Raw genomic sequence first — 23347 nt, forward strand, 5'->3', positions numbered from 1 at the left:
GCTGCGGCACGGACAGGTCAGATGAGCTGTTTGCCGAGGTCGGCCAGGGCAGCGGCGGTGGCCGTGAGGGGATAGCGAGCGGCGTTGGTGCGGCCAGCAGCTTGGAGAGCCGCGAGCAGGCCGGGGGTGGAGCGGAGTCGATTGAGGTCCTGGGCGAGGGCGGCGGGGTTGGTGAAGTCGGTGGTCAGGCCGGTGGCGGCGAGCGTGTCGCTCAGCCCTGGAACGGGCTGATAGACGACCGGCAGCCCGCAGGCTTGCGCTTCAAGAGCGACCAGGCCCATGGCTTCGAGGGTGGTCGAGGGCATGACGAGGACGTCGTGGCCGGTGAAGGCTCTCCACAGCTGTGGACGGCTGAGCCAGCCGAGATAGCGGACGTGGACCTTGAGCTGGCGCAGGAGTGGGGTCAGACCATGGAACTGGTGACGAGGCGCTGCGATGCTCAGTTCAACGGCTTGGGCTACGGGCATCGCGCGTAAGAGTGCCTCGATGCCCTTCTCAGCGGTGAGGCGTCCTGCGTAGAGCAGCCGGAGGTGTCCGGTCGGTCGGCGGGCCGGGCGCAGCGGTGGGGTGGTGAGCAGATGGTCGGGGATGCCCCAGGGAATCTTTGCGATCTTCCTGCGCTCCATGGTGGGTGCAAGCTGAAGGAGCCGATCAGCCATGGCGCCGGTCGGGACGATGATGGCGTCCGCGAGACGCGTGGTTTCCTGCAGGACACGCAGCTGGTCGCGGTGGGCTTCGGCGAACAGCAGATCGGTGCCGTGGACGAGCGCGATGCGAGGGTGCGCAGGTAGGGCGCGGATCAGGGCTGGGGTTCCGCCGAAGGTGAGGTGTTGGAGGTGGAGTACATCGACGCTGGACGGTTCGATGCGTTGCGTCAGGGCTCGACGCAACGCGTTGACGTACGCCGTGAAAGGCGGCCCTGAGAGGCATTTGCCGGGCACGGCCATCAGCTCCAGCCCGGTAGGTAAGTGGGACGGCGGCGTCTGCGGGGCGAGCATGAAGGCACGGGCCAGGAGCAGCGGGTTCTTGCCGGTGTATAGGTCGAGGAAGAGCTCGACGCTGCCGCCGGCGCTGCCGAAGGGCAGGTCGAGGACGGTTGCTACCCGAGGACTCACGTGGCACCTCCGGCGAGTTCTTCGTAGAGGCGCGAGATGTCGATGCCTGCAGTTGCGGTGTACTTGAGGCCGTGCTGTTGGTAGCTGGCCGGGGTGCCGAGGCAGTGGAGGAAGACGAGCTTGCCGAAGGTCATCCGGGGATAGACGCGGACAGGTCTGGCGGCATGGATTTCCAGTGTCCAGCGGATGGCATGGCCTTGATGCCCGAGCGGGGCGGAGACATGGACCCAGATGCCAAGCGCGCCGATGGTGCGGTCGCCGTTGAGGAATTGGGCGTACGTCTCCGATCCGGTCATCTCGTGGGTGATGCCGAGGTAGAGCACGCCGGGGTGCAGGACATATCCGGAGTCCGGGATGGCGGTCTCGGCGTACGGAGTCGGGGAGGCCGCGTCCAGATCGGCGTCGCAGATGCGCAGGGTGTCGCCGAGGCGCCAGTCGTAGGCGTTGGGGGAGAGGCGGGCCGGATCGTACGGTTCGATCACGATCTCACCCGTGGCTTGAGCGGCGGCGATCGCGAGTCCGGTGAGGATCACGAGGCCACCGCCCGGAGCTTGGTCACGTCGCGCCAGTAGGCGGAGGGTTGCGGGCCGATCGCAGCCTGGTACTTGCCTGCGTATGGCGAGATGGGGCCGGCGGAGGCGAAGAACATGATCTGTCCGATCCGCATGCCCGAATAGACGCGGAGGGGGCGGATCGGTGTGAGCATCAGGGTCCATTGGCCGTGGAAGCCGATGTCCCCGATGGGGGCGGTGATCTCCACGAAGAGGCCGAGCCGTCCGACGGAAGACCGGCCGAACAGCAGTGGGACGAAGATGTCGGAGCCGACCTCTTCGAGGGTGTGGCCTAGGTAGAGCTCGCCGGGTTGGAGGACGTACCCGTCCGGTCCGATCGTGCACTCGGTGGTGGCGTTCGGCTGGTGGGCGTCCAGGACGTCGGCGGTGTAGGTGAGCAGGATCGGGCCGAGGCGGACGTTGTAGCTGTTGGGGTTGACCTGGTCGGGGGCGAAGGGCGTGATCCGCAGGCGGCCGTCGTGGGCGGCGGCGGTGATTTCGGGGCCGGTGAGGATCATCGCGTGCCCCCGTCGGCGGGCGCGGTGAGGACGTGTTTGAGGCCCTGGCTGAGGAGCAGACCTGCTGCGTGTGAGCGGCCGGCCAGGTAGTTGTCTGCGAGGTAGTCGGTGGTCAGCACCGTGGTGATGCTGTCCGGCAACGGGTCCGGCGACGTGACGAGAGGACCGGCCTGTTCCGTGAGGGAGGTCAACAGGCCGTGAACGTCCTGAAGGAAGGGTTCTGGGATACGGGCGTGGACGAGCTGGTTGTCAAAGGGCTCGATGGCGAGCAGATTGCCCAGCGTGAGGATGTCGCCGAGCGGGACAGGCCGCAGCGCGGTGTGGTTGAGGATGACTGCGTCGACGCCGAGTCCGCTCCGCAGACGCGTGGCCAGGTCGAGAAGCAGGCCGCGGCGATCGGGTGTCTGGTGGCTATACGCCCGGGCGACGGGCCCGAGGCTGCGCGCCAACTCCTTCCCGACTCTGCCGATCTCCTTGATCGCCTCCGACAGTTCGGCTGGAACAGCGGCTGGTTTCCGGTCCGGGAAGCGAGTGGTGCCAGCGCCCCAGCTCGGCCCGATCGGCGTGGCAACCGCGTACCCGTCGGCGAGTTCCCGTCCTTTGACGATGAGCGTGTCCCCCACCTGGGCCGGGCCGGATTGAGCGCTGTGACAGTGTCCGGCGAAGATCACGTCTAGAAACGGGCATGCGGCCGCCAGCTTGAGGTCCTCGTCGAACCCGGAGTGGCTGAGCAGGATCCAGCTGTCCACCTCATGGTGGTGGGCGAGCATCAGCTCGCGCAGCGCCTGGACAGGATCGGTGACGCGGTGTTCGGCGCGCTGGCCGACGGGAATTGAATGGAAAGCCTGCTGACCAATCACCGCGGTGACGCCTACGCGTCGGCCATCGATCTCGATGATCCGGACGCGGCGGAAGAGCGTGTCTCCTGTGTCGGCGTGGACGGCGTTGGCGCAGACGGTTAGGCGGTGGAGGTCGGATTCGAAGTGGTGCCGCCACCCGTGGTTGCCAGGCGCCAGGACGTCGTACAGCTTCAGCAGGATCTCGCGCTCGATGGAGCCACGGGCCAGACGGTAATAGCCGGAGCCTTCGAAGAAGTCGCCGGAGTCCACGATGAGCGAGGTCAGGCGCAGAACGTGGAGGTGGGTCAGGAACGGGTCGGCGTTGTCGAGGGCGGAGTGAACGTCGGTGGTGGCCACGATTTGGCGCAGGGTGCGAGCGGCAGTCATGGGGTGACCTCGCAGATGTCGGCGCCCAGGGCGCGGAGTTTCCCAGGCAGGTCGGCGTGACCGCGGCGGAGTTGGTCGAGGCCGCCGACGGTGGTGACGCCTCGTGCGGTGAGGCCGGCGACCATGAGGGCGGAGCCGGTGCGGATGTCGGTTGCCTCCACGCCCGCGCCGGTCAGTCGCTGGGGGCCGGTCAGACAGCATTCGGTGGGGGAGATTGCCTCGATGCCGGCTCCGAGGCGGGCCAGTTGGGGCAGCAGGTTGCCGTGGCGGCCGGGATTGATCGCGTCGGCGAACAGGTGGGTGCCGGGCAGGCCGAGGGCGAGTGCCATGAGGGGTGGTTCGAAGTCGGCGTCCAGTCCGCCCGGGTTGAGGGAGGCGATGGCGCGGAGAGGACGACCTGTCGACTGCGCGTCCTGGGCGCGGACAGAGAGGGCATCGCCCTTGACGTCGGCAGGAACGCCCAACTGCCCGAGAGCCAAGACCAGCGGCTCCACATCCCTGCCCCGTACGCCGCTGATGCACGCGTTGCCACGAGTGGCGGCGACGGCGCAGGCCAGGGTGCCGGCCTCGATCTTGTCGCCCGGTACCTCCCACACGGCAGCCTCGCGCTGCCCGCAGGACGGCGGCGAGAGGGACAGAACGTGCTCACCGGTCCTGATCTCCCAGCCCACGGCGGCCAGCGCGCCCAGCACGCACAGGACCTCTGGCGACAGGTTCGGGCCGCCCAGTCGTAACGGACGACCGGTCGTCACGGCGCGCAGGACGGCGGCCACCGTGGCTCCACGGGAGCGGAACGGCAGCACCAGCGACACCGTGCCGGTGCGCGGTGTGACGGCCTCGATGCGGTAGCCGGAGTCGTCCTGTGAGCTCCGGTCGCCGAACGCCTCGTAGACCTCGAAGTGCAGTTCCATTCCGCGGGCGCCGATCCGGCAGCCTCCCGGCCAGGGCATCCGTGCCTCGCCGTGCCGTGCAAGCAGAGCGGGCACCAGGTAGTACGACGCGCGGATGTGTGCGGCCCGAGCAAGCTCGGGATGTGTACGCCGGGCCTCCGTCGGCACGACCACTGCGGTCGTCGGCTCGCCCGCCGGGTGTGCGACGTGCCAGCCCGCCTGCTGTAACAGCGCCTGCATGATCTGGACGTCTGTGTTCGCCGGGATGTTGCCGAGTCGCACCGGGCGGCCGAGGGCTGCGGCGGCGGCCATTAGCGGCAGCGCGGCGTTCTTCGAGCCGTCCACCCTGACGGTGCCGGTGAGCGGGGGACCGGGGCGTACGGCGATTACCTCGGCTGCGACGGCCGGGGTGCGGGAGGTCGACATCATCAACTCCTCTGGAGCGGAAGGGAGACAGAGATCTTCTGGTCCGGGCCGTTAGGCAGGGCGATCTCGGCCCAGCACCGCTTGCCCGTGGGCGTCGGTTCGGCGGCGTACTGGTCGGCAAGAGCGGCGACGAGGAACAAGCCGCGGCTGTTCTCGCTGTGCTCGTTCGGGAGGCCGGGCCGGGGCAGAACAGGACTGGAGTCGCACACCTCGACACGCAGGACGGCTTCGAGCAGCTGCACTTCCAGTGAGACCTGACCTCTGCTGGCGTACCGGACGGCGTTGGTGACGAGCTCGCTGATCACCAGCTCGGCCGTGCGCACCACCTCGTTGTCCAGCCCCGCCTCCCAGCCCTGTATCGCCTCCACGGACCGGTGCCGGGCGGGGGCAACCGCGGTGGGGTTAGCGGGTACGGACAGGGTGAGCTGGTGCGCTGTCATGAGCGGTCTCCCGAGGTTGGTGCGGCTACTTCACGCAACCAGCCGGTCACGGCAGATGGTTAGCCCAGGTGCTGGCGCTGCATCGGTTATGCAGGAGCTGCATCACGGCGAAGTACGGCTGATCTACGCTCGGTTGAGCAGGCAGGATCAGCGACGGCGGAAGGGGCCGTGGCAGATGGCCGTAGCACACAGCGAAGCGAGACGGATCGGCGAAGTGATCCGTCAGGCACGGGTGTTACAGCGACGCTCGCAGAAGGACGTCGCTGCCGCGCTCGGCTACCACCAGTCCAAGGCGAGTCGCCTTGAAGGTGGCCGGGGCACGGAGGACATTCGCGTCCTGCGTGCCGTCGCGCAGGAACTTAAGATCCCACCCCAGCAGTTGGGCCTCGCCGCTTCCGAAGCCTCCGCCGCCGATCCCGAAACAGACGACATGCACCGCCGTACGTTCCTTGCTGCGAGCATCGCCGCGCTCGCAACCCCGGCCACCTCCGCTGCCGCCCACGACGATCTCGTTCAGGCACTCCTGCCTGGCTTGAGCCTGGCGGGCACAGATGCCCCCTTGGACACAACGGTTCTCCGGGAGCGGGTCGGCGCTGCTCGCAAGCTGTTCTATACCTGCGACTATGCGGAGCTGGAGCGGATCCTGCCCGGCCTGATCGCTGACCTCAGGCTGGCCTCCAGCAGCACCACGGACAGTGATGTGCTGTCCGCGCTGCTGGCCACGACGTACCAGACCTCCACCAGTCTCCTGCTGAAGCAGCATGACCAGGGCAATGCCTGGCTCGCGGTCGGCCGTGCGATGGCTGAGGCCGAACGCTCCGGCGACCCGGTGGTGCTGGCCTCCAGCATCCGCGTGCAGGCCCACGTTCTGGCCCGCGAGAAGCACGCAGCCCAGGCCGTCACCCTTGTCCGCCACACGGCTGATCAGCTCACTGGTTCATACGACCGCCGCTCTCCGAAGGATCTCGCGGCCGTCGGGTTGTTGCTGCTTCGTGGTGTGACTGCAGCCAGTGGAGGCGGCGACCGCGCGGCCACCGAGGAGTTCCTCGCCGAGGCCAAGGAGGTGGCCCGTTACGTATCCCTCGACCGTCCTGACGCCTGGGCCAACTTCAGCCCTACCAACGTCGCCCTGCACGAACTCAGCGCCCTGGTGGCCTTCGGCGACTCCGGCCTCGCACTCCAGGCCGCCCGCCCACTCATGCGCCGGCATATCCCCGTCCCTGAGCGCCGGGCGGCCCTGTGGGTGGAAGCGGCTCGTGCCTACAGCCAGCAGGGACGCCTCTCCGACGGCTACCAGGCCCTGCGCATCGCCGAGACCTGTGCCGCTCAGGACGTACACCGGCCCGCCGTCCGCGACCTGGTCGCCGACATGGCGGCCCGCGACCGTCGCCGTACCCTGCCGGAACTGCACCACTTCAGCCGCCAACTGGGAGTCCCTGCGTGAGTGAGCCGACCGCCCCGGAGAAGAAGCCCTTTCTGTACGTCGTCGTGTGTGCCTGCGGCATCGCCGGTGACGTCGGCAAGGTGATCACCGCTGCGCAGGAGCGGCACTGGGACGTCGGCGTCGTCGCCACCCCACAGGGGTTGGGCTTCCTCGACACCGAGGCGATTGAGGAGCAGACCGGCTACCCGATTCGCTCGGCCTGGCGCACACCCGGCGAGGCGCGCCCTTTGCCACCTGCGGATGCCATCGCGGTAGCGCCGGCCACCTTCAACACGGTCAACAAGTGGGCTGCCGGCATTTCCGACACCCTCGCCCTGGGCATCCTGTGCGAGGCGTATGGCATGGGCATACCCACCGCGGTCCTGCCGTACCTGAACTCGGCCCAGGCCGCCCACCCCGCCTACCGCCGCAGTCTCAACTGGCTGCGGGAGATGGGTGTGCTGACCGGTTCGTACGAGCCGCACCGGCCGAAGGCCGGCGGCGGGGCGGATCGCTTCCGCTGGGAGGAAGCGTTGGAACTCCTCGCACCCAAGCTGTCCGCCCCGGCCTGATCAAGGCGGAAGACGACGGTGACCCGCCCGCCGCCTGGGGCACGTCAGAGCTCCCAGCGAAACCCATGTGCGCTGGCCGCCTGACGACCCCCCTCCGGCACCACAAAGGGCGAGGCCCGAAGACCCCGCCCAACCCGCAAGAAACCCCAGGTCACGGCCACACAAGGCAATAAGGTTGATGCCCCGCCTCATGCAGGCGGTGCGAGAAGTCCTGCCACTCGTGCAGCAGCTGGTACACGTTGAACGCGTCCCGCGGGCCGCCCCGGTCGGGGACCGTGGACCAGATGAAGGCCGCCGCGCCCACCGCCTCCTCGCCGATGCCGCGGAGGGGGTCGACCACCGTCATGGGGAGCTTCACGACCGCGTAGTCGGGGTGCAGGACGACCAGTTCCAGGGGCGGGACCTTGTGCAGGGGCACGCCCTCGATGCCGGTCAGCACCATCGCGGCCATCGTCTCCGGCTTGATCTTCGTGAACATGCCGTTCATGCCGAGCTCGTCGCCGCCGAGTTCCTCCGGGCGCATCGAGATCGGGACGCGGGCCGCGGTCGCGCCGTCGGGCGCGCCGAAGTATTTGTACGTCACCCCCACCCGACCACCATTCCCGCTCTCCGCCCTCAGCCGATCGATCCGACGTTCACGTCGGTCGATACGTCGCTCGTCGCGCTCCGACTCACCCGGCCCGCCGAGTTCCTGCCGTGTCTCCGCCGCTTCCTCCGCCTCGCGTCGGTGCCTTCCCTGCCGGGCACGTCGAGGACCCAGGTCGTCGGTCCCCTCGCCCAGTCCGCCACCGCGATGCATATCTCCACCCGACTGCTTTTCTAGGACGCGTGGCCCCGGCCGCGCAACCCGATCATCGTGTCAGTGACCTCCCCCACGGCCGCCCGCCGAAACGTGCGGTGAAACACCAGTCCGCAGGAGCTTCTCAGCCCCGGAACGCCATGGGCCGTATGAGCTGTGTGTATCACCTCCCAGTCTCGCAGATGGCAGCGGTTCGACCACGTGTTTGCCGGACCGGTGACGGCATCGGCCTACCCTGAGGAGGTCACTACGCGACCGGAGTCCGCGTACGTCGAAGAAGGCCGGAAATGGTCCGAGAAGGTCGGAGAAGTAGCAGGTCATGAGTGAATCGCCCGCCACAGGAGCGCCCCACGTGCCCTACCCCTACGAAGCGCCCGCGTCCGAGGCCCTGTTCGACCGCGCGTCCGCCGTCACGCCCGGCGGCGTGAACTCCCCGGTGCGCGCCTTCGGCGCCGTCGGCGGCAGCCCCCGCTTCATGGTGTCGGGCACCGGCCCGTATCTGACCGACGCCGACGGGCGCGAGTACGTCGACCTCGTCTGCTCGTGGGGCCCCATGATCCTCGGGCACGCGCACCCCGAGGTGCTCGCCGCCGTCCAGGAGGCCGTCGCGCGCGGCACCTCCTTCGGGACGCCCGGCGAGGGGGAGGTCGCCCTCGCCGAGGAGATCGTCGCCCGGGTCGGGCCCGTCGAGCGGGTCCGGCTCGTCAGCAGCGGGACCGAGGCCACGATGTCGGCCATCCGGCTCGCCCGCGGCTTCACCCAGCGGTCCAAGGTGATCAAGTTCGCGGGGTGCTACCACGGCCACGTGGACTCGCTGCTCGCCTCCGCCGGTTCGGGCGTCGCCACGTTCGCGCTGCCCGACACCCCGGGCGTCACCGGCGCCCAGGCGGGCGACACGATCGTGCTGCCGTACAACGACCTGGAGGCCGTCCTGGAGGCGTTCCACCGGCACCCGGGCGAGATCGCCTGTGTGATCACGGAGGCGTCGCCCGGCAACATGGGCGTCGTGCCGCCGGACCCCGGCTTCAACCAGGGCCTCAAGGACGCCTGCGCGAAGAACGGCGCCCTGTTCATCTCCGACGAGGTCATGACCGGCTTCCGCACCAGCCGCAGCGGGTGGTACGGGATCGACGGCGTCACGCCCGACCTCATGACCTTCGGCAAGGTCATGGGCGGTGGCTTCCCGGCCGCCGCCTTCGGCGGGCGGGCCGACGTCATGGAGCGCCTCGCCCCTGCCGGGCCGGTCTACCAGGCCGGCACGCTGTCCGGGAACCCGGTGGCGACCGCCGCGGGCCTCGCCCAGCTCCGGCTGCTCGACGACGCCGCGTACGACACGGTGGACGCGGTCTCCGCGCAGATCCGCTCGCTCGTCGGCGAGGCACTCACCAAGGAGGGCGTCGCGCACCAGATCCAGACGGCCTCCAACATGTTCTCCGTGTTCTTCACCGACCGGCGCGTGCGGAACTACGAGGACGCCAAGCGGCAGGAGTCGTACCGCTTCACCGCTTTCTTCCACTCGATGCTGGCGAGCGGCGTCTATCTGCCGCCGTCGTCCTTCGAGTCCTGGTTCGTGTCCACGGCCCACGACGAGCGGGCCGTGCAGAAGATCGCCGACGCCCTCCCGGCGGCGGCCCGAGCCGCGGCGGAGGCCACCGCGTGAGCACCAGCAGCAAGGACATCACCGTCGTCCACGTCATGCGGCACGGCGAGGTCGAGAACCCGGACGGCGTGCTGTACGGGCGGCTGCCCGGCTACCACCTCTCGGAGCTCGGGCGGCAGATGGCCGACCGCGTCGCCGAGCACCTCGCCCCGCGCGACGTGACGCACGTCGTCGCCTCCCCGCTGGAGCGGGCGCAGGAGACCGCGACCCCGATCGCCAAGGCGCACGGGCTCGACCTCGGCACCGACGAACGGCTCATCGAGGCCGAGAACATCTTCCAGGGCAAGACCTTCGGGGTGGGCGACGGGGCGCTGCGCCGGCCCGCCAACTGGAAGTACCTGGTCAACCCGCTCAAGCCGTCCTGGGGCGAGCCCTACGTCGACCAGGTCGTGCGGATGATGGGCGCGGTGGACGCGGCCAGGGACCGGGCGCGCGGCCACGAGGCGGTGGTGGTCAGCCACCAACTGCCCATCTGGATCCTGCGGTCGTACGTCGAGCGGCGGCACCTGTGGCACGATCCGCGCAAGCGGCAGTGCACACTGGCCTCGCTGACGACGTTCACCTACCAGGGTGACAAGATCGTCTCCGTCGGCTACACCGAGCCCGCCCGCGACCTCGTCCCGGCCCATCTGCGCGCCGGCGCCAAGCCGGTGAAGGGCAGGAGCAAGGCGTTCGGCGCCTGAGCCGGGTATCGGATCATTTGTTACGAAAAGCTGACAAGTTAGAGCAACCTCCCCGTTCGTCGCGCCCTCTGACTGGGTGACCACCACAGGAAGTGACGAACGGGGATGCGATGCGCACACTCACTCGCAGGGGAGCCCTCGGACTCGGTGCCGCTGCCACGGCCGCTCTCGGACTCGCGGGATGCGGCACCCACACGTCGGACGGCAGAGCACCCGCCGCCGGTTCCGGCAACGGCCACACCCGGGAGGGACGTACCGGGAAGGGCCGTACGGCGCCGGCCGCGCGCCTCATCGGTGACGGGTCCACCTCGTTCACCGGGCCGCAGCCCCACCAGCCGGGAACGCCCGAGCCACTGGAGCCCGGCCGGACCCCGCCGCAGTTCGTGATCTTCTCCTGGGACGGCGCGGGCGAGGTCGGCAACGGGCTCTTCCCGCGCTTCCTCGACCTCGCCGAGGAGCACGGCGCGAGCATGACCTTCTTCCTCTCCGGGCTCTATCTGCTGCCCGAGTCGAAGAAGCGCCGCTATGACCCGCCGAACAACCCGCGCGGCGCCTCCGACATCGGCTACCTCACCGACGAGCACGTCCGGGCCACGCTCCAGAACGTCCGCCGCGCCTGGCTTGCGGGCCACGAGATCGGCACCCACTTCAACGGGCACTTCTGCGGCGGCAGCGGCACGGTCGGCAACTGGACCCCGAAGCAGTGGCGCAGCGAGATCGAGCAGGCCAAGTCCTTCGTGAAGGAGTGGCGGACCAACACCGGCTGGACCGACCTGCCGTCGCTGCCCTTCGACTACGACAAGGAACTGGTCGGCGGCCGTACGCCCTGTCTGCTCGGCCAGGACAACCTGCTGCCCACCGCCCGCGAGCTGGGCTGGCGCTACGACGCCTCCTCGCCCGGCGGCCGCCAGGTCTGGCCGGACAAGCGCAAGGGCGTGTGGGACCTGCCGCTCCAGCAGATCCCGTTCCCCGGGCACGGCTTCGAGGTCCTGTCGATGGACTACAACATGCTCGCCAACCAGTCGATCAACTCGACGAAGGCGCCCGCCCACAACTACCCGGGCTGGCGGCACCAGTCGGCACAGGCGTACATATCCGGATTCAAGCGCGCATACGAGACGAATCGCGCACCCTTCTTCATCGGCAACCACTTCGAGCAGTGGAACGGCGGCATCTACATGGACGCCGTCGAGGAGGCGTTCAAGCACATCGCCCGCGAGAAGGAGAAGGGCGCGGACGTACGGCTGGTCTCCTTCCGGCAGTTCGCCGACTGGCTGGACGTCCAGCGGCCCGAGGTGCTGGCCAAGCTCCGCACCCTGGACGTCGGGCAGTGCCCCGCCGGCGGCTGGAAGCAGTTCCTGGCCGATGCCCCCGCGACCTCGGGAAACGCCGCCTGAAATGCGGTTTTCCACCCGCAAGGGGGGTGTGCAAGATCCCCGGAACGGGCATGCGAAACTTTTCACATGAGTACCCGCAGCCGCGCCGTCCTGCTCAGCGCCATGGTCGCCGCATCGGCACTGACCCTGTCCGCGTGCGGCTCCGGCGGCACGTCGGGCGGCGGTGGTGACACCAACTTCGTGACCGGGAACAACGGCATCGACACCGCCCCGCAGGGCAAGCGGGCCGCGGCGCCCGACCTGTCCGGCCGCACCATCGACGGCAAGACCCTGGACGTCGCCGACTACAAGGGCAAGGTCGTGGTCGTCAACGTCTGGGGTTCGTGGTGCGGGCCGTGCCGAGCCGAGGGCAAGAACTTCGCCAAGGTGTCCAAGGACTACGCGGACCAGGGGGTGCAGTTCGTCGGCATCAACACCCGCGACACCAGCACCACCCCCGCGGTCAACTTCGAGAAGGAACAGGACATCACCTATCCGAGCCTGTACGACCCGACGGGCCGGCTGATGCTCCGCTTCAAGAAGGGCACGCTCAACCCACAGCTCATCCCCTCCACCCTCGTCCTCGACCGCCAGGGCCGGATCGCGGCGCGGGCCCTCCAGGCGCTGAGCGAGGACGACCTGGTCAAGATGATCAAGCCGGTCGTGGCGGAGAAGTGACGTGAGCCCGCTCCTCACGCTCGCCGCGGCGACGGGCCACAACTCGACCGTCGTCGACGGCGCCCTCATGGTCGCCCTGCCGATCGCCGTGCTCGGCGGGCTCGTCTCGTTCTTCTCCCCGTGCGTGCTGCCCCTCGTGCCCGGCTACCTGTCGTACGTCACGGGAGTCGTCGGCACCGACCTGGCCGAGGCCCGGCGCGGGCGGATGGCCGGCGGCGCCTCCCTGTTCGTCCTCGGCTTCACCGTCGTGTTCGTCTCCGGCGGCGCGCTGTTCGGCTTCTTCGGGGCGACCCTCCAGGAACACCAGAGCGTGCTGTCCAAAGTGCTCGGCGTCCTCATGATCGCCATGGGTGTCTTCTTCATGGGCCTGATGCCCTGGCTCACCCAGCGCGAGTTCCGCTTCCACAGGCGTCCGACGACCGGACTGCTCGGCGCCCCGCTGCTCGGCGCGCTGTTCGGCATCGGCTGGACGCCCTGCATCGGCCCGACCCTCGCCTCCGTGCAGGGACTCGCGATGAACCAGGCCAGCGCGGGGCGCGGCGCGGTGCTGACCGTCGCCTACTGCGTCGGCCTCGGCCTGCCCTTCGTGCTCGCCGCCGTGGCCTTCCGCAAGGCCCTCGGTGCCTTCGGCTGGGTCAAGCGCCACTATGTCTGGGTGACGCGCATCGGCGGCACGATGATGATCGTGACCGGTGTGCTGCTGCTGTCCGGGGCCTGGGACCGCCTGGTGCAGGAGATGCAGACCTGGTCCACCGGCTTCACTGTGGGGATCTGACGCGATGAGCAACACCACCACCGGCACTCCGAGCGGCACCGAGGACCAGGACCTCGGTGCCGCCGGGTCGCAGCTGTCCACCGCGCCCCAGGAGGAGCCGCAACTGCCCGGCCTGGGCGTCGTCGGCTGGGTCCGCTGGTTCTGGCGGCAGCTCACCTCGATGCGGGTCGCGCTGCTGCTGCTCCTGCTGCTGTCGCTCGGCGCGATCCCCGGCTCGCTGATCCCGCAGACCGGCATCGACGTCACCAAGGTCGACGACTTCCGCAAGGCCCACACGACGCTCGCGCCGATCTACGACAGGCTCGGCCTCTTCCACGTCTACAGCTCGGTGTGGTTCTCCGCCGTCTACATCCTGCTGTTCGTCTCCCTCATCGGCTGCATCGTGCCCCGCACCTGGCAGTTCGTGGGACAGCTGCGCGGCCGTCCGCCGGGCGCCCCCCGCCGGCTGACCCGGCTGCCCGCGTACACCACGTGGCGCACCGGGGCCGAGCCCGAGCAGGTCCGCGAGGCCGCGCTCGCCCTGCTCAGGAAGCGCCGCTTCCGCGCCCACGTCGAGGGCGACGCCGTCGCCGCCGAGAAGGGGTACCTGCGCGAACTGGGCAACCTGGCCTTCCACATCGCCCTGATCGTGCTGCTGATCGCCTTCGCCTCCGGGCAGCTCTACAAGTCGGACGGCAACAAGCTGGTCGTCGAGGGCGACGGGTTCTCCAACACGATCCTCCAGTACGACGACTTCAAGTCCGGCAGCCTCTTCACCAACGACGACCTGACGCCGTTCAGCTTCGACCTCAAGTCGTTCAAGGGCACCTACGAGCTGACCGGCCCGAACCGGGGCACCCCGCGCACCTACCAGGCGAGCCTGACCTACCGCGAGGGCGCCTACGGCAAGGAGCGGTCGACCACCGTCAAGGTCAACCAGCCGCTGCGGATCGGCGCCGCCAAGGTCTACCTCGTCAGCCACGGCTACGCCCCGGTCATCACCGTCCGCGACGGCAAGGGCAAGGTCGTCTACCACGACGCCGTACCGCTGCTGCCGCTCGACGGGAACGTCACCTCGCAGGGCGTGGTCAAGGTCATGGACGGCTACCGCGACCCGCGGGGCGTCAGCGAACAGCTCGGCTTCCAGGCGTTCTTCCTGCCGACCTACGGTGGTCAGGGCAGCACCATGCTGTCCCAGTTCCCGGCGCTGCTGAACCCGATGCTCGCGCTCAACGCCTACCACGGCGACCTCGGTGTGAACTCGGGCCTGCCGCAGAGCGTGTACCAGCTCGACAAGAAGCACATGAAGGAGTTCAAGGACGCCGGGGGCGGGCTGTTCAAGCAGCAGCTGAAGCCCGGTCAGACCATGACGCTCCCCGGCGGCGCCGGTTCCGTGACCTTCGAGAAGGACATCAAGGAGTGGGCCGGCTTCGAGGTCGTCCAGGAGCCCGGCGGCGGCTGGGCGCTCGGCGGCGCGCTCGTCGCCATCCTCGGCCTCGCCGCCTCCCTGTTCATCCAGCGCCGCCGCGTGTGGGTGCGGGCCGTGCGCGGCGACGACGGCGTGACCGTCGTCGAGATGGCCGGACTCGGCCGCAGCGAGTCCGCGAAGGTGCCCGACGAACTCGGCGACCTCGCCGGAATCCTCTACGACCAGGCGCCGGGGGCACCCGACCCCGACGACGACCCCGCAGAATCCCCCGACCCCCAAGCCGTACCTGCCGAAGGGGCTGAGAAGCAGTGACTTCCGCCGCCACGACCCAGCTCGCCGTTGCCACCAACGAGCACCTGGCGAGCATCAGCAACACGCTGATCTATTCCTCGATGGCCGTCTACACACTGGCCTTCTTCGCCTACATCGCCGAGTGGCTGCTCGGCAGCCGCAGCAAGGTCGGCCGCACCGCCGCCGCGCTCACGGCCGACGGTCCCGAGAAGGCCGGGACGCCCGCCGTGACCGTGCGCAAGGCCGGCGGGACCACCGTGCTGGAGCGGCCCAAGGTCGTCGTCCGCGCCGCGGCCGGCGCCCGCGACGTGCCGGACGGTCCCGGCGCGCACGGCGGCGACGAGCAGGGCGACATGTACGGCCGGATCGCCGTCTCCCTCACCGTGCTCGCGTTCCTCGTGGAGCTGGCGGGCGTGATCGCCCGCGCGGCCTCGGTGGAGCGGGCGCCGTGGGGCAACATGTACGAGTTCAACATCACGTTCTCCACGGTCGCCGTCGCCGTCTACCTGGTGCTGCTGGCGCTGCGCAAGAACGTCCGCTGGCTCGGGCTGTTCCTCGTCACCACGGTCCTGCTCGACCTCGGCCTCGCCGTGACCGTCCTCTACACCGCCAGCGACCAGCTGGTGCCCGCCCTGCACTCGTACTGGCTGTACATCCACGTCTCGACGGCGATCTTCTGCGGCGCGGTCTTCTACGTCGGCGCGGTCGCCACGATCCTCTACCTGTTCAAGGACTCGTACGAGAGCAAGCTGCTGAGCGGTGGCAAGCCCGGGAAGTTCGCGACCTCGGTGCTGGAGCGGCTGCCCGCCTCGGCCTCGCTCGACAAGTTCGCCTACCGGGTCAACGCGGCCGTCTTCCCGCTGTGGACGTTCACGATCATCGCGGGCGCGATCTGGGCGGGCGACGCCTGGGGCCGCTACTGGAACTGGGACCCGAAGGAGACCTGGTCCTTCATCACCTGGGTCGCCTACGCCTGTTACCTGCACGCGCGGGCCACGGCCGGCTGGAAGGGCCGCAAGGCCGCCTACCTCGCGATGCTCGCCTTCGCCTGCTGGCTGTTCAACTACTACGGCGTCAACATCTTCGTGACCGGCAAGCACTCCTACGCGGGCGTGTAGCCCCGAGGGGTGCGTGAGCGCCCGGCGGGGGTCAGGCTGGTGTCATGAGCGGTTCCATCGAGCAGGACACCGGCCTCACCCGGGGGGACACGCGCATCCTGCACTACCTGGTGCGCATCCCGTGGCCCATGGAGCGGGTCTGGCCGGCGCTGGCCACCGCGGACGGACTCGCGCGGTGGTGCGCCCCGGCGGGCGTCCTGGAGCCCCGGCTCGGCGGCGCGGTCGAGCTGGGCGGGCTGGGCGAGGGCCGGGTCACCGCGTGGGACGTCGACCGGGTCGCCGAGTACACGGTGACCGCCGGGCGCCTCCGCTTCCACCTGGAACGCGCCGGCGACACGGCGTCCGTGCTCCGCTTCACCCACGAGTTCCGCGGCGCGGGCGGCCCGGAGACCGACTGGCACCCCCGCTTCGAACGCCTGCTCGAATCCTTGGACTCGCCCTAGAGGGCTTTTCGGCGGAACGGGTGGCGGTTCGAACGGGGGAGCGGGCGGGATCAGTCGCCGATGTCCTCGTTCCACAGGTCCGGGTGGTCCCGGACGAAGTCCCGCATCAGGGCGGTGCATTCGGGGTCGTCGAGCAGGAGGACCCGCACACCGTGCGCGGCCAGCCAGTCGTGGCCGCCCCGGAAGGTGACCGCCTCGCCCACCACCACCCGCGAGATGCCGAACTGCCGGACCAGCCCCGAGCAGTACCAGCACGGCGACAGCGTCGTCACCATCGTGGTCCCCCGGTACGTCCGCCGCCGTCCCGCCGCGCGGAAGGCCGCCGTCTCCGCGTGCGCGGAGGGATCGCCGTCCTGGACACGGCGGTTGTGGCCGCGCCCGAGGAGGGTGCCGTCGGGGCCGTAGAGCGCGGCGCCGATCGGGATGCCGCCCTCGGCGAGCCCCGCCCGGGCCTCGGCGAGGGCGGTGGCCAGCCAGGCACGGGACTGCGCCGGGGCCGGGTCGTTCGGGCCGTGCGGGTCGTCCGGCATGTGTCCTCCAGAGGTGGCCTCGGTGAAGCGGGGGGAAACACGGTCTGTAGCCTTGCCCGATCGCCGTCGTACGAGCGGCAGTTGGGCCGCGGGCGGGTGGGAGGAACGGTCATGGGTGCTGCTCCGGTTCTGGAGGAGCTGCGGGAGGTGTGCCAGCCGCAGGCCAAGCTGGCGAGCCGCAACGGCGAGCACTGGGCGGGGCGGCTCTACATGCGCAGGCTCTCGCTGCGCCTGACCCGGCAGCTCGTGCGGACTCCCGTCACCCCGGACCAGCTCACCTGGACCATGGTGGTGTGCGGGGTGGCCGCGGGCGCCGCGCTCGCGGTGCCGGGCCTCACCGGGGCCGTGCTCGCCGTGCTCCTCATGCAGCTGTTCCTCCTCTTCGACTGCGTGGACGGCGAGGTCGCCCGCTGGAAGGGACAGAACAGCGCGACCGGCATCTACGTCGACCGCCTCGGCGCCTATCTCGCCGACGCGGCGCTGCTGGCGGGCGCCGGCTACCGCGCCGCGGGCAACGGCGTCGGCGGCTGGTTCTCGCTCGGGCTCGCCACCGCCCTCGGCGTCGTCCTGCTGAAGGCGTCCACCGACCTGGTGGACGTGGCCCGCGCCCGGCGCGGACTCGGCGTCGCCGACGACGAGTCGACGCGTCCGCGCTCCGAGGGCGTGGCGACCGTACGGCGGCTGGCGGCGGCCTTCAAGATCCACCGCGTGACCAACGGCATCGAGGCGTCCCTGGTCCTGCTGGTGGCCGCCCTCGCCGACACGTTCACCGGGGACATCGGCCCCACCCGCTGGACCCTCGCCGCCCTCGCGCTGATCACCTGGACCATGGTCCCGGCCCACCTGCTGTCCATCCTGTCGTCGTCCCGCCTGCGCTGAACCACCGGGCGGCCAGGTGGACGGAGCCTCGGCGGAGGGCTCGGTCAGGTGTTCTTCGGGTCCTCGCCCGCCTCCTTGCGGCGGAGTTCCTCCTCGCGGCGGCGCAGATCGGCCTCCCAGTCCTTCAGAAGTCGCTCGTCGCGCTTGTTCTCCTCGGCGAGGGACTGGAGGAAGGCCGGGTTGTCGTCCGGGGCGACGTACTCCATGCGGTGGTTGGCATGCCACTCGGAGGGCGTGCGGCCGTTCGCCGGCGGCGTGCGCACCTTGCCCGTGGCGAGCCAGACGATCGGCCCGACGATCCAGAACAGCAGGATGATGAACACCCAGGCGATCTTGGGCAGATGCCGTGCCTCGTCCTCCGGCGTGTTCAGGCAGTCGATGAGCGCGAAGATCGTCAGTGCCAGCGGCACCAGGTACATCAACAGCCTGATCATGTCGGGCAGCCCCCTGCGCAATGGTGGAGGGACCCCACCCCGGGCCCCGTGACGGGGTCAGGGTAGCCGCTCGGGGATACTGGACCCCATGGCTTACGACGATCTTCGCTCGCTGCTCAGGGCGCTGGAGCGCGAGGGCGACCTCAAGCGCATCAAGGCCGAGGTCGACCCGTATCTGGAGGTCGGGGAGATCGTCGACCGGGTGCAGAAGTCGGGTGGCCCCGCGCTGCTGTTCGAGAACGTGAAGGGCTCGGCCATGCCCCTCGCGATGAACGTCTTCGGCACCGACCGCCGGCTGCTGAAGGCGCTCGGCCTCAAGTCGTACGCCGACATCGGCGACAGGATCGGCGGCCTCCTCAAGCCCGAACTGCCCCACGGCTTCGTCGGCGTGCGCGAGGCGTTCGGCAAGCTCGGCGCGATGGCGCACGTCCCGCCGAAGAAGGTGAAGGCCGACAGCGCGCCCGTGCAGGAGGTCGTCGTGCAGGGCGACGAGGTCGACCTCGACCGGCTCCCGGCCCTGTTCACCTGGCCCAAGGACGGCGGCTCCTTCTTCAACCTCGGGCTCACCCACACCAAGGACCCCGAGACGGGCGTCCGCAACCTCGGGCTCTACCGGCTCCAGCGCCACGACCGGAACACCATCGGCATGCACTGGCAGATCCACAAGGACAGCCGCAACCACTACCAGGTCGCCGCCCGCCGCGGTGAACGCCTGCCGGTCGCCATCGCCTTCGGCTGCCCGCCCGCCGTCAGCTACGCCGCCACCGCGCCGCTGCCCGGCGACATCGACGAGTATCTGTTCGCCGGGTTCGTCGCAGGCCGGCGCATCGAGATGGTCGACTGCAAGACCGTGCCGCTCCAGGTGCCGGCCCACGCCGAGGTCGTCCTGGAGGGCTGGCTCGAGCCCGGCGAGATGCTGCCCGAGGGCCCCTTCGGTGACCACACCGGCTTCTACACCCCGCAGGAGCCCTTCCCCGCGCTGCGGATCGACTGCGTGACGACACGGCGCCGGCCGCTGCTCCAGTCGATCGTCGTGGGCCGGCCCCCGACGGAGGACGGTCCCCTCGGCCGGGCCACCGAACGCTTCTTCCTGCCCCTGCTGAAGGTGATCGTCCCCGACATCGTGGACTACCACCTGCCCGAGGCGGGCGGCTTCCACAACTGTGCGATCGTCGCGATCGACAAGAAGTACCCCAAGCACGCCCAGAAGGTGATGCACGCGGTCTGGGGCGCCCACATGATGTCGCTGACCAAGCTGATCGTCGTCGTCGACGCCGACTGCGACGTGCACGATCTGCACGAGGTCGCCTGGCGGGCCCTCGGCAACACGGACTACGGCCGTGACCTCACGGTCGTCGAAGGGCCAGTCGACCATCTCGACCACTCCTCCTACCAGCAGTTCTGGGGCGGCAAGGCGGGCATCGACGCCACCCGGAAGTGGCCGGAGGAGGGCTACACCCGCGACGGCGGCTGGCCCGACATGATCCTCCCGGACCCGGAGACGGCCGAACGGGTGACCCGGCGGTGGAAGGAGTACGGACTGTGAGCTCAGCCTCCGCGGCGCTCCCGCAGCCGGGACGCACCAAGGCCTTCCTGCGGCTCGTGATGATCGAGCACTCGGTCTTCGCGCTGCCCTTCGCCTACATCGCGTCCCTGACCGCGATGTTCGAGTGGGACCGCAACATCCACTGGGGCCGGCTGCTGCTGGTCACGATCTGCATGGTCGGCCTGCGCACCTTCGCGATGGCGGTCAACCGGATCATCGACCGCGAGATCGACGCCCGCAATCCGCGCACCGCCCACCGCGAACTGGTCACCGGCGCCATGTCCGTGCGGCACGCCTGGACCGGCGCGCTGGTCGCCCTCGTGATCTTCCTCGGTGCGGCGGCCCTGCTCAACCCGCTCTGCCTCGCGCTCGCCCCCGTCGCCGTGATCCCGATGGTCGTCTATCCCTACGGCAAGCGGTTCACCAACTTCCCGCAGGCCATCCTCGGTCTCGCCCAGGCCATGGGGCCGATCGGCGGCTGGCTCGCGATCAGCGGCGAGTGGTCCTGGAACGCGTTGCTCCTCGGCCTGGCCGTCGGCATCTGGATCGGCGGCTTCGACCTGATCTACGCCTGCCAGGACGTCGAGACCGACCGCGCGATCGGTGTCATGTCCGTCCCGGCGCGCTTCGGCATCCCGGCGGCGATCTGGGGGGCCCGGGTCTGCCACACCCTGACCACGGCGCTGTTCGTCTGGTACGCGCTGGCCACCGGCGCGGGCGCGTTCTTCTGGTTCGGCCTGGTCGTCGTCGCGGGCGCGTTCCTCTACGAGCACACGATCGTCCGCCCGCACGATCTGTCCCGGCTGAACAGGGCGTTCTTCTCGACGAACGGCTTCATCGGCATCTCCCTGTTCGTCTTCGCCCTGCTGGACCTCCTGGTGCGGGGACTGACGGTCTAGGGTCTGCCCACGGTCGGTCCAGGTCCTGCCCGCAGCGGGTTCAGCGGGCGAGCGCGCGGCGCGGGGCCGGGCGGCGGAAGACGAACGCCGCAGCCACGCCCGCCGCCAGGCCGATCAGATGGGCCTGCCAGCTGACGCCGGTCTGGGTGGGGGCGAGGCCCATCAGGATCGAACCGCCCCACACCGCGCCGATCAGCACCCCGACCAGGACGCCCAGCGGACGGCGCTCCACGAACCCGCTCACCAGCAGGAAGCCGAAGAGGCCGAAGATCAGGCCGGAGGCGCCCGCGGTGTTGGTGTGCGCGGGCGCGACGAGCCACACACCGAGCCCGTCGGCCACGATGATCACCGCGCACACGGCCGCGAACCTGCGTATCCCGCCCAGCGCGGCCAGGAAGCCCAGGACCAGCAGCGGCAGCGTGTTCGCGGCGACGTGCGCGAAGCCGAAGTGGATGAACGAGGCCGGTACCACGTCGACCAGCTCGGACGCCGTACGCGGCATGATCCCGAGCCCGTCCAGCGCGTGCCCGGACACCGCGTCGACCACTTCGAGCAGCCACAGCAGGGCCACCCAGCCCACCATCAGTCCGGCCGCGGCCTTCGCCCGGTCGCCCCGGGACCGTCCGACGTCGCTGCCCGCCATGTCGACCCCCGTCGCTCGCGCTCGTCCCCTCCGGGGAACGCCCGGGCCCCCTTGCCCGGTTCCCACCCCACGATGCCGGATAGGCTCGGTGTCGTGAACCCAGTGAAGCCAGGAGCAACGCCGCGTACGCCTTGGATCGTAGGGGTGTCCGGCGCCTCCGGCACTCCGTACGCCGCCGCCGTGCTGCGGGCGCTCCTGGACGCGGGCGAGAGCGTCGACCTGGTGGTCAGCCGGGCCTCGCGGCTCACCCTGCTCGACGAGACCGGCATCTCCTTCCGCGACGCCCACTGGCAGGAGGACCTGCGCACCTGGCTGTCGCGCGGCGCCGACGGCAAGCCCGGCACCTTCGGGGTGGACGTGGCCGCGGTGCGGTACTGGAACGCGGGCGACCTCGCGGCCGGGCCGTCCTCGGGCTCGTACCCGGCGAAGGGCATGCTCATCGTGCCCGCGTCCACCGCCTGTGTGGCCGGCGTCGCCCTCGGGCTCTCCAAGGACCTGCTCCAGCGGGCGGCGAGCGTCACCCTCAAGGAGCGCCGCCCGCTGGTGGTGGCCGTGCGGGAGACCCCCCTCGGCGGGCAGACGCTGCGGCACCTGGTCGCCCTGGACGACGCGGGCGCCGCCGTGGTCCCCGCCTCGCCGGCCTTCTACGCGGGCGCGACCCACATCCAGGACCTCGTGGACTTCGTCGCCGGACGCGTCCTCGACGCGGCGGGCGTCGCACACGGCCTCTACCGCCGCTGGGAGGGCGAACTCGGCGGCGGTGCGCGCCCCCGGTGAGCATCACACGGCGCCCGTAGTACTCATCACTTCAGGAACTCTCTCTCCAGAACGACTCATCGGAAGGCTTCGATCGCATGGACGCGGTGGACAGGCAGCTCATCCAGGCCCTGCGGGAGAACGGCCGGGCCTCCTACGCGGAGCTGGGACGCCTCGTCGGCCTGTCGGGACCCAGCGTCACCGACCGCATCAACCGGCTGGAGGCGGCCGGTGTCATCACCGGGTACCGCGCCACCGTGGACGCCGCCTCGCTCGGCCTCGGTGTCACCGCCCTCATCGGCATCTCCCTCTCGGACGCCGCCGACCACGAGGACGTGGCCCGCCGGCTCAAGGACCTGCCCGAGATCGAGGACTGCTGGTTCATCGCCGGCGACGACTCGTTCATGCTCAAGGTCCGCTCCAGCGACGTCGACGGCCTGGAGAAGACGATCCGGCGCCTGAGCGGGACCAAGGGCGTCTCCCGCACCCGTACCACGATCGTGCTGTCCACGAAGTGGGAGAACCGGGTCGGCGGACTGCCGGAAGAGGTCTAGGGATACCGTGGTCGGGCTGTCGTGGAAAGGTGGAGGCATGGACGTCGGGCTCAAGCGCGAGCTGGAGGACAAGGTCCGCTCCGGTGAGCGGCTGTCCCGCGAGGACGGCATCGCGTTGTACGAGTCGGACGACCTGGCGTGGCTCGGCGGTCTCGCGCACGAGGTGCGCACGCGCAAGAACGGCGATGTCGTCCACTTCAACGTGAACCGCCACCTCAACATGACGAACGTGTGCACGGCGTCGTGCGCGTACTGCTCGTTCCAGCGCAAGCCGGGTGAGAAGGACGCGTACACCATGCGCATCGAGGAGGCGGTGAAGCTCGCCAAGGCGATGGAGTCGGACAACCTCACCGAACTGCACATCGTCAACGGCCTGCACCCCAGCCTGCCCTGGCGCTACTACCCGCGGTCGCTGCGCGAACTGAAGGCCGTACTGCCGAACGTGTCGCTGAAGGCGTTCACGGCGACGGAGATCCATCACTTCGAGACGATCTCGGGTCTGAGTGCGAGCGAGATCCTGGACGAGTTGATGGATGCGGGTCTGGAGTCGTTGACGGGTGGGGGTGCGGAGATCTTCGACTGGGAGGTCCGGCAGCACATCGTGGACCACCGGACGCACTGGGAGGACTGGTCGCGGATCCACCGGCTGGCGCACGGGAAGGGTCTGAAGACTCCGTGCACGATGCTGTACGGGCACATCGAGGAGCCCCGTCA

Annotated in this window: 26 protein-coding genes; 16 read left to right on the top strand and 10 right to left on the bottom strand. The window is 69.8% G+C overall.

All coding sequences use genetic code 11. From position 1 onward, the window contains the following. Nucleotides 1-17 precede the first annotated feature (17 nt). Genes AB0F77_RS38305 through AB0F77_RS38330 form a run of 6 tightly spaced genes read right to left on the bottom strand, consistent with a single transcriptional unit; the run spans nucleotide 18 to nucleotide 5166 of the window. Nucleotides 18-1115 carry a glycosyltransferase family 4 protein gene (locus tag AB0F77_RS38305; RefSeq protein ID WP_361957913.1) on the bottom strand — a complete coding sequence of 366 codons (1098 nt, stop codon included), beginning with the start codon at nucleotides 1113-1115 and terminating at the stop codon, nucleotides 18-20. Further along, nucleotides 1112-1648, bottom strand: a complete 537-nt coding sequence (locus tag AB0F77_RS38310; RefSeq protein ID WP_361957916.1) for a deoxycytidine triphosphate deaminase — start codon at nucleotides 1646-1648, stop codon at nucleotides 1112-1114. Before AB0F77_RS38310 ends, AB0F77_RS38305 begins: the two co-directional genes overlap by 4 nt. Continuing rightward, nucleotides 1645-2184 (bottom strand): dCTP deaminase, encoded by a 540-nt coding sequence (gene dcd / locus AB0F77_RS38315; protein WP_361957919.1) that lies wholly within the window; start codon nucleotides 2182-2184, stop codon nucleotides 1645-1647. Before dcd ends, AB0F77_RS38310 begins: the two co-directional genes overlap by 4 nt. Beyond that, the gene (locus tag AB0F77_RS38320; protein ID WP_361957922.1) at nucleotides 2181-3410 is read right to left on the bottom strand and encodes a bifunctional metallophosphatase/5'-nucleotidase; all 1230 of its coding nucleotides are present in this window, start codon (nucleotides 3408-3410) and stop codon (nucleotides 2181-2183) included. The genes dcd and AB0F77_RS38320 overlap by 4 nt, the downstream gene beginning before the upstream one ends. After that, a complete protein-coding gene (locus tag AB0F77_RS38325) occupies nucleotides 3407-4726 on the bottom strand; it encodes a UDP-N-acetylglucosamine 1-carboxyvinyltransferase (protein ID WP_361957925.1) in 1320 nt (439 codons plus the stop codon). The genes AB0F77_RS38320 and AB0F77_RS38325 overlap by 4 nt, the downstream gene beginning before the upstream one ends. A 2-nt stretch (nucleotides 4727-4728) precedes the next feature. Continuing rightward, nucleotides 4729-5166, bottom strand: a complete 438-nt coding sequence (locus tag AB0F77_RS38330; protein WP_361957928.1) for an ATP-binding protein — start codon at nucleotides 5164-5166, stop codon at nucleotides 4729-4731. A 175-nt stretch (nucleotides 5167-5341) separates the two neighbouring features. Between AB0F77_RS38330 and AB0F77_RS38335 the strand changes: the two genes are divergently transcribed. Together AB0F77_RS38335 and AB0F77_RS38340 are read left to right on the top strand one after the other, a co-directional pair. Beyond that, a complete protein-coding gene (locus AB0F77_RS38335) occupies nucleotides 5342-6610 on the top strand; it encodes a helix-turn-helix transcriptional regulator (protein WP_361957931.1) in 1269 nt (422 codons plus the stop codon). Further along, entirely contained in the window at nucleotides 6607-7161 is a 555-nt protein-coding gene (locus tag AB0F77_RS38340) for a flavoprotein (RefSeq protein WP_361957934.1), read from the top strand. The genes AB0F77_RS38335 and AB0F77_RS38340 overlap by 4 nt, the downstream gene beginning before the upstream one ends. A 151-nt stretch (nucleotides 7162-7312) precedes the next feature. Here the strand turns inward: AB0F77_RS38340 and AB0F77_RS38345 are convergent, their stop codons facing one another. Then, entirely contained in the window at nucleotides 7313-7750 is a 438-nt protein-coding gene (locus tag AB0F77_RS38345) for a hypothetical protein (protein WP_003974483.1), read from the bottom strand. 529 nt (nucleotides 7751-8279) lie between these two features. Here AB0F77_RS38345 and hemL point away from each other — a divergent pair. The 8 genes from hemL to AB0F77_RS38385 all read left to right on the top strand — a co-directional run bounded on the left by hemL (nucleotide 8280) and on the right by AB0F77_RS38385 (nucleotide 16392). After that, nucleotides 8280-9620 carry a glutamate-1-semialdehyde 2,1-aminomutase gene (hemL, locus tag AB0F77_RS38350; RefSeq protein WP_361957937.1) on the top strand — a complete coding sequence of 447 codons (1341 nt, stop codon included), beginning with the start codon at nucleotides 8280-8282 and terminating at the stop codon, nucleotides 9618-9620. A gap of 35 nt (nucleotides 9621-9655) precedes the next feature. Continuing rightward, on the top strand, nucleotides 9656-10303 hold the full coding sequence (locus tag AB0F77_RS38355) for a histidine phosphatase family protein (protein WP_361957997.1): 648 nt from the start codon (nucleotides 9656-9658) through the stop codon (nucleotides 10301-10303). Nucleotides 10304-10413: 110 nt separating this feature from the next. Continuing rightward, on the top strand, nucleotides 10414-11700 hold the full coding sequence (locus tag AB0F77_RS38360) for a hypothetical protein (protein ID WP_361957940.1): 1287 nt from the start codon (nucleotides 10414-10416) through the stop codon (nucleotides 11698-11700). A 66-nt stretch (nucleotides 11701-11766) separates the two neighbouring features. Continuing rightward, nucleotides 11767-12357: a TlpA disulfide reductase family protein gene (locus AB0F77_RS38365; RefSeq protein ID WP_361957943.1), complete on the top strand. Its 591-nt coding sequence runs from the start codon at nucleotides 11767-11769 to the stop codon at nucleotides 12355-12357. Nucleotide 12358: 1 nt separating this feature from the next. Continuing rightward, entirely contained in the window at nucleotides 12359-13132 is a 774-nt protein-coding gene (locus AB0F77_RS38370; protein ID WP_361957946.1) for a cytochrome c biogenesis protein CcdA, read from the top strand. A gap of 4 nt (nucleotides 13133-13136) precedes the next feature. Then, nucleotides 13137-14852, top strand: a complete 1716-nt coding sequence (locus tag AB0F77_RS38375) for a cytochrome c biogenesis protein ResB (protein WP_361957949.1) — start codon at nucleotides 13137-13139, stop codon at nucleotides 14850-14852. Further along, nucleotides 14849-15949 carry a c-type cytochrome biogenesis protein CcsB gene (gene ccsB / locus AB0F77_RS38380; RefSeq protein WP_361957952.1) on the top strand — a complete coding sequence of 367 codons (1101 nt, stop codon included), beginning with the start codon at nucleotides 14849-14851 and terminating at the stop codon, nucleotides 15947-15949. The genes AB0F77_RS38375 and ccsB overlap by 4 nt, the downstream gene beginning before the upstream one ends. Before the next feature lie 44 nt (nucleotides 15950-15993). Then, complete coding sequence (locus tag AB0F77_RS38385) at nucleotides 15994-16392, top strand: hypothetical protein (RefSeq protein WP_361957955.1); 399 nt, start codon at nucleotides 15994-15996, stop codon at nucleotides 16390-16392. A 50-nt stretch (nucleotides 16393-16442) separates the two neighbouring features. On the opposite strand, the gene AB0F77_RS38390 is transcribed toward AB0F77_RS38385, so the two are convergent. Continuing rightward, on the bottom strand, nucleotides 16443-16922 hold the full coding sequence (locus AB0F77_RS38390) for a nucleoside deaminase (protein WP_361957958.1): 480 nt from the start codon (nucleotides 16920-16922) through the stop codon (nucleotides 16443-16445). 111 nt (nucleotides 16923-17033) lie between these two features. On the opposite strand from AB0F77_RS38390, the gene AB0F77_RS38395 reads away from it, so the two are divergent. Beyond that, nucleotides 17034-17801, top strand: a complete 768-nt coding sequence (locus AB0F77_RS38395; protein ID WP_361957961.1) for a CDP-alcohol phosphatidyltransferase family protein — start codon at nucleotides 17034-17036, stop codon at nucleotides 17799-17801. Nucleotides 17802-17845: 44 nt separating this feature from the next. Here the strand turns inward: AB0F77_RS38395 and AB0F77_RS38400 are convergent, their stop codons facing one another. Then, complete coding sequence (locus tag AB0F77_RS38400; RefSeq protein WP_361957964.1) at nucleotides 17846-18235, bottom strand: PLD nuclease N-terminal domain-containing protein; 390 nt, start codon at nucleotides 18233-18235, stop codon at nucleotides 17846-17848. 88 nt (nucleotides 18236-18323) lie between these two features. On the opposite strand from AB0F77_RS38400, the gene AB0F77_RS38405 reads away from it, so the two are divergent. Together AB0F77_RS38405 and mqnP are read left to right on the top strand one after the other, a co-directional pair. After that, nucleotides 18324-19781, top strand: coding sequence for a menaquinone biosynthesis decarboxylase (locus tag AB0F77_RS38405; protein WP_361957967.1), 1458 nt, complete (start codon nucleotides 18324-18326; stop codon nucleotides 19779-19781). Beyond that, nucleotides 19778-20680 carry a menaquinone biosynthesis prenyltransferase MqnP gene (gene mqnP, locus AB0F77_RS38410; RefSeq protein WP_361957970.1) on the top strand — a complete coding sequence of 301 codons (903 nt, stop codon included), beginning with the start codon at nucleotides 19778-19780 and terminating at the stop codon, nucleotides 20678-20680. The genes AB0F77_RS38405 and mqnP overlap by 4 nt, the downstream gene beginning before the upstream one ends. 40 nt (nucleotides 20681-20720) lie before the next feature. On the opposite strand, the gene AB0F77_RS38415 is transcribed toward mqnP, so the two are convergent. Next, nucleotides 20721-21323, bottom strand: coding sequence for a rhomboid family intramembrane serine protease (locus AB0F77_RS38415; protein ID WP_361957973.1), 603 nt, complete (start codon nucleotides 21321-21323; stop codon nucleotides 20721-20723). Nucleotides 21324-21395: 72 nt separating this feature from the next. Here AB0F77_RS38415 and AB0F77_RS38420 point away from each other — a divergent pair, with 72 nt between their 5' ends. The 3 genes from AB0F77_RS38420 to AB0F77_RS38430 form a co-directional block, all read left to right on the top strand. Beyond that, nucleotides 21396-22100, top strand: coding sequence for a UbiX family flavin prenyltransferase (locus AB0F77_RS38420; RefSeq protein WP_361957976.1), 705 nt, complete (start codon nucleotides 21396-21398; stop codon nucleotides 22098-22100). 77 nt (nucleotides 22101-22177) lie between these two features. After that, nucleotides 22178-22633 (top strand): Lrp/AsnC family transcriptional regulator, encoded by a 456-nt coding sequence (locus AB0F77_RS38425; protein ID WP_361957979.1) that lies wholly within the window; start codon nucleotides 22178-22180, stop codon nucleotides 22631-22633. Between the two features lie 37 nt (nucleotides 22634-22670). Then, nucleotides 22671-23347, top strand: a 677-nt coding sequence (locus tag AB0F77_RS38430; protein ID WP_361957982.1) for a radical SAM protein, incomplete at its 3' end; no start/stop codon positions are given.

It is taken from the genome of Streptomyces sp. NPDC026672, assembly GCF_040638185.1.
Classification (GTDB): Bacteria; Actinomycetota; Actinomycetes; order Streptomycetales; family Streptomycetaceae; genus Streptomyces.

Coding starts and splice junctions, on each gene's coding strand:
- dcd (WP_361957919.1), bottom strand. CDS start 2,184: ATGATCCTCACCGGCCCCGAAATCACCGCCGCCGCCCACGACGGCCGC.
- AB0F77_RS38320 (WP_361957922.1), bottom strand. CDS start 3,410: ATGACTGCCGCTCGCACCCTGCGCCAAATCGTGGCCACCACCGACGTT.
- AB0F77_RS38325 (WP_361957925.1), bottom strand. CDS start 4,726: ATGTCGACCTCCCGCACCCCGGCCGTCGCAGCCGAGGTAATCGCCGTA.
- AB0F77_RS38330 (WP_361957928.1), bottom strand. CDS start 5,166: ATGACAGCGCACCAGCTCACCCTGTCCGTACCCGCTAACCCCACCGCG.
- AB0F77_RS38335 (WP_361957931.1), top strand. CDS start 5,342: ATGGCCGTAGCACACAGCGAAGCGAGACGGATCGGCGAAGTGATCCGT.
- hemL (WP_361957937.1), top strand. CDS start 8,280: ATGAGTGAATCGCCCGCCACAGGAGCGCCCCACGTGCCCTACCCCTAC.
- AB0F77_RS38355 (WP_361957997.1), top strand. CDS start 9,656: ATGCGGCACGGCGAGGTCGAGAACCCGGACGGCGTGCTGTACGGGCGG.
- AB0F77_RS38360 (WP_361957940.1), top strand. CDS start 10,414: ATGCGCACACTCACTCGCAGGGGAGCCCTCGGACTCGGTGCCGCTGCC.
- AB0F77_RS38365 (WP_361957943.1), top strand. CDS start 11,767: ATGAGTACCCGCAGCCGCGCCGTCCTGCTCAGCGCCATGGTCGCCGCA.
- AB0F77_RS38375 (WP_361957949.1), top strand. CDS start 13,137: ATGAGCAACACCACCACCGGCACTCCGAGCGGCACCGAGGACCAGGAC.
- AB0F77_RS38385 (WP_361957955.1), top strand. CDS start 15,994: ATGAGCGGTTCCATCGAGCAGGACACCGGCCTCACCCGGGGGGACACG.
- AB0F77_RS38390 (WP_361957958.1), bottom strand. CDS start 16,922: ATGCCGGACGACCCGCACGGCCCGAACGACCCGGCCCCGGCGCAGTCC.
- AB0F77_RS38395 (WP_361957961.1), top strand. CDS start 17,034: ATGGGTGCTGCTCCGGTTCTGGAGGAGCTGCGGGAGGTGTGCCAGCCG.
- AB0F77_RS38400 (WP_361957964.1), bottom strand. CDS start 18,235: ATGATCAGGCTGTTGATGTACCTGGTGCCGCTGGCACTGACGATCTTC.
- AB0F77_RS38405 (WP_361957967.1), top strand. CDS start 18,324: ATGGCTTACGACGATCTTCGCTCGCTGCTCAGGGCGCTGGAGCGCGAG.
- AB0F77_RS38415 (WP_361957973.1), bottom strand. CDS start 21,323: ATGGCGGGCAGCGACGTCGGACGGTCCCGGGGCGACCGGGCGAAGGCC.
- AB0F77_RS38420 (WP_361957976.1), top strand. CDS start 21,396: ATGCCGGATAGGCTCGGTGTCGTGAACCCAGTGAAGCCAGGAGCAACG.
- AB0F77_RS38425 (WP_361957979.1), top strand. CDS start 22,178: ATGGACGCGGTGGACAGGCAGCTCATCCAGGCCCTGCGGGAGAACGGC.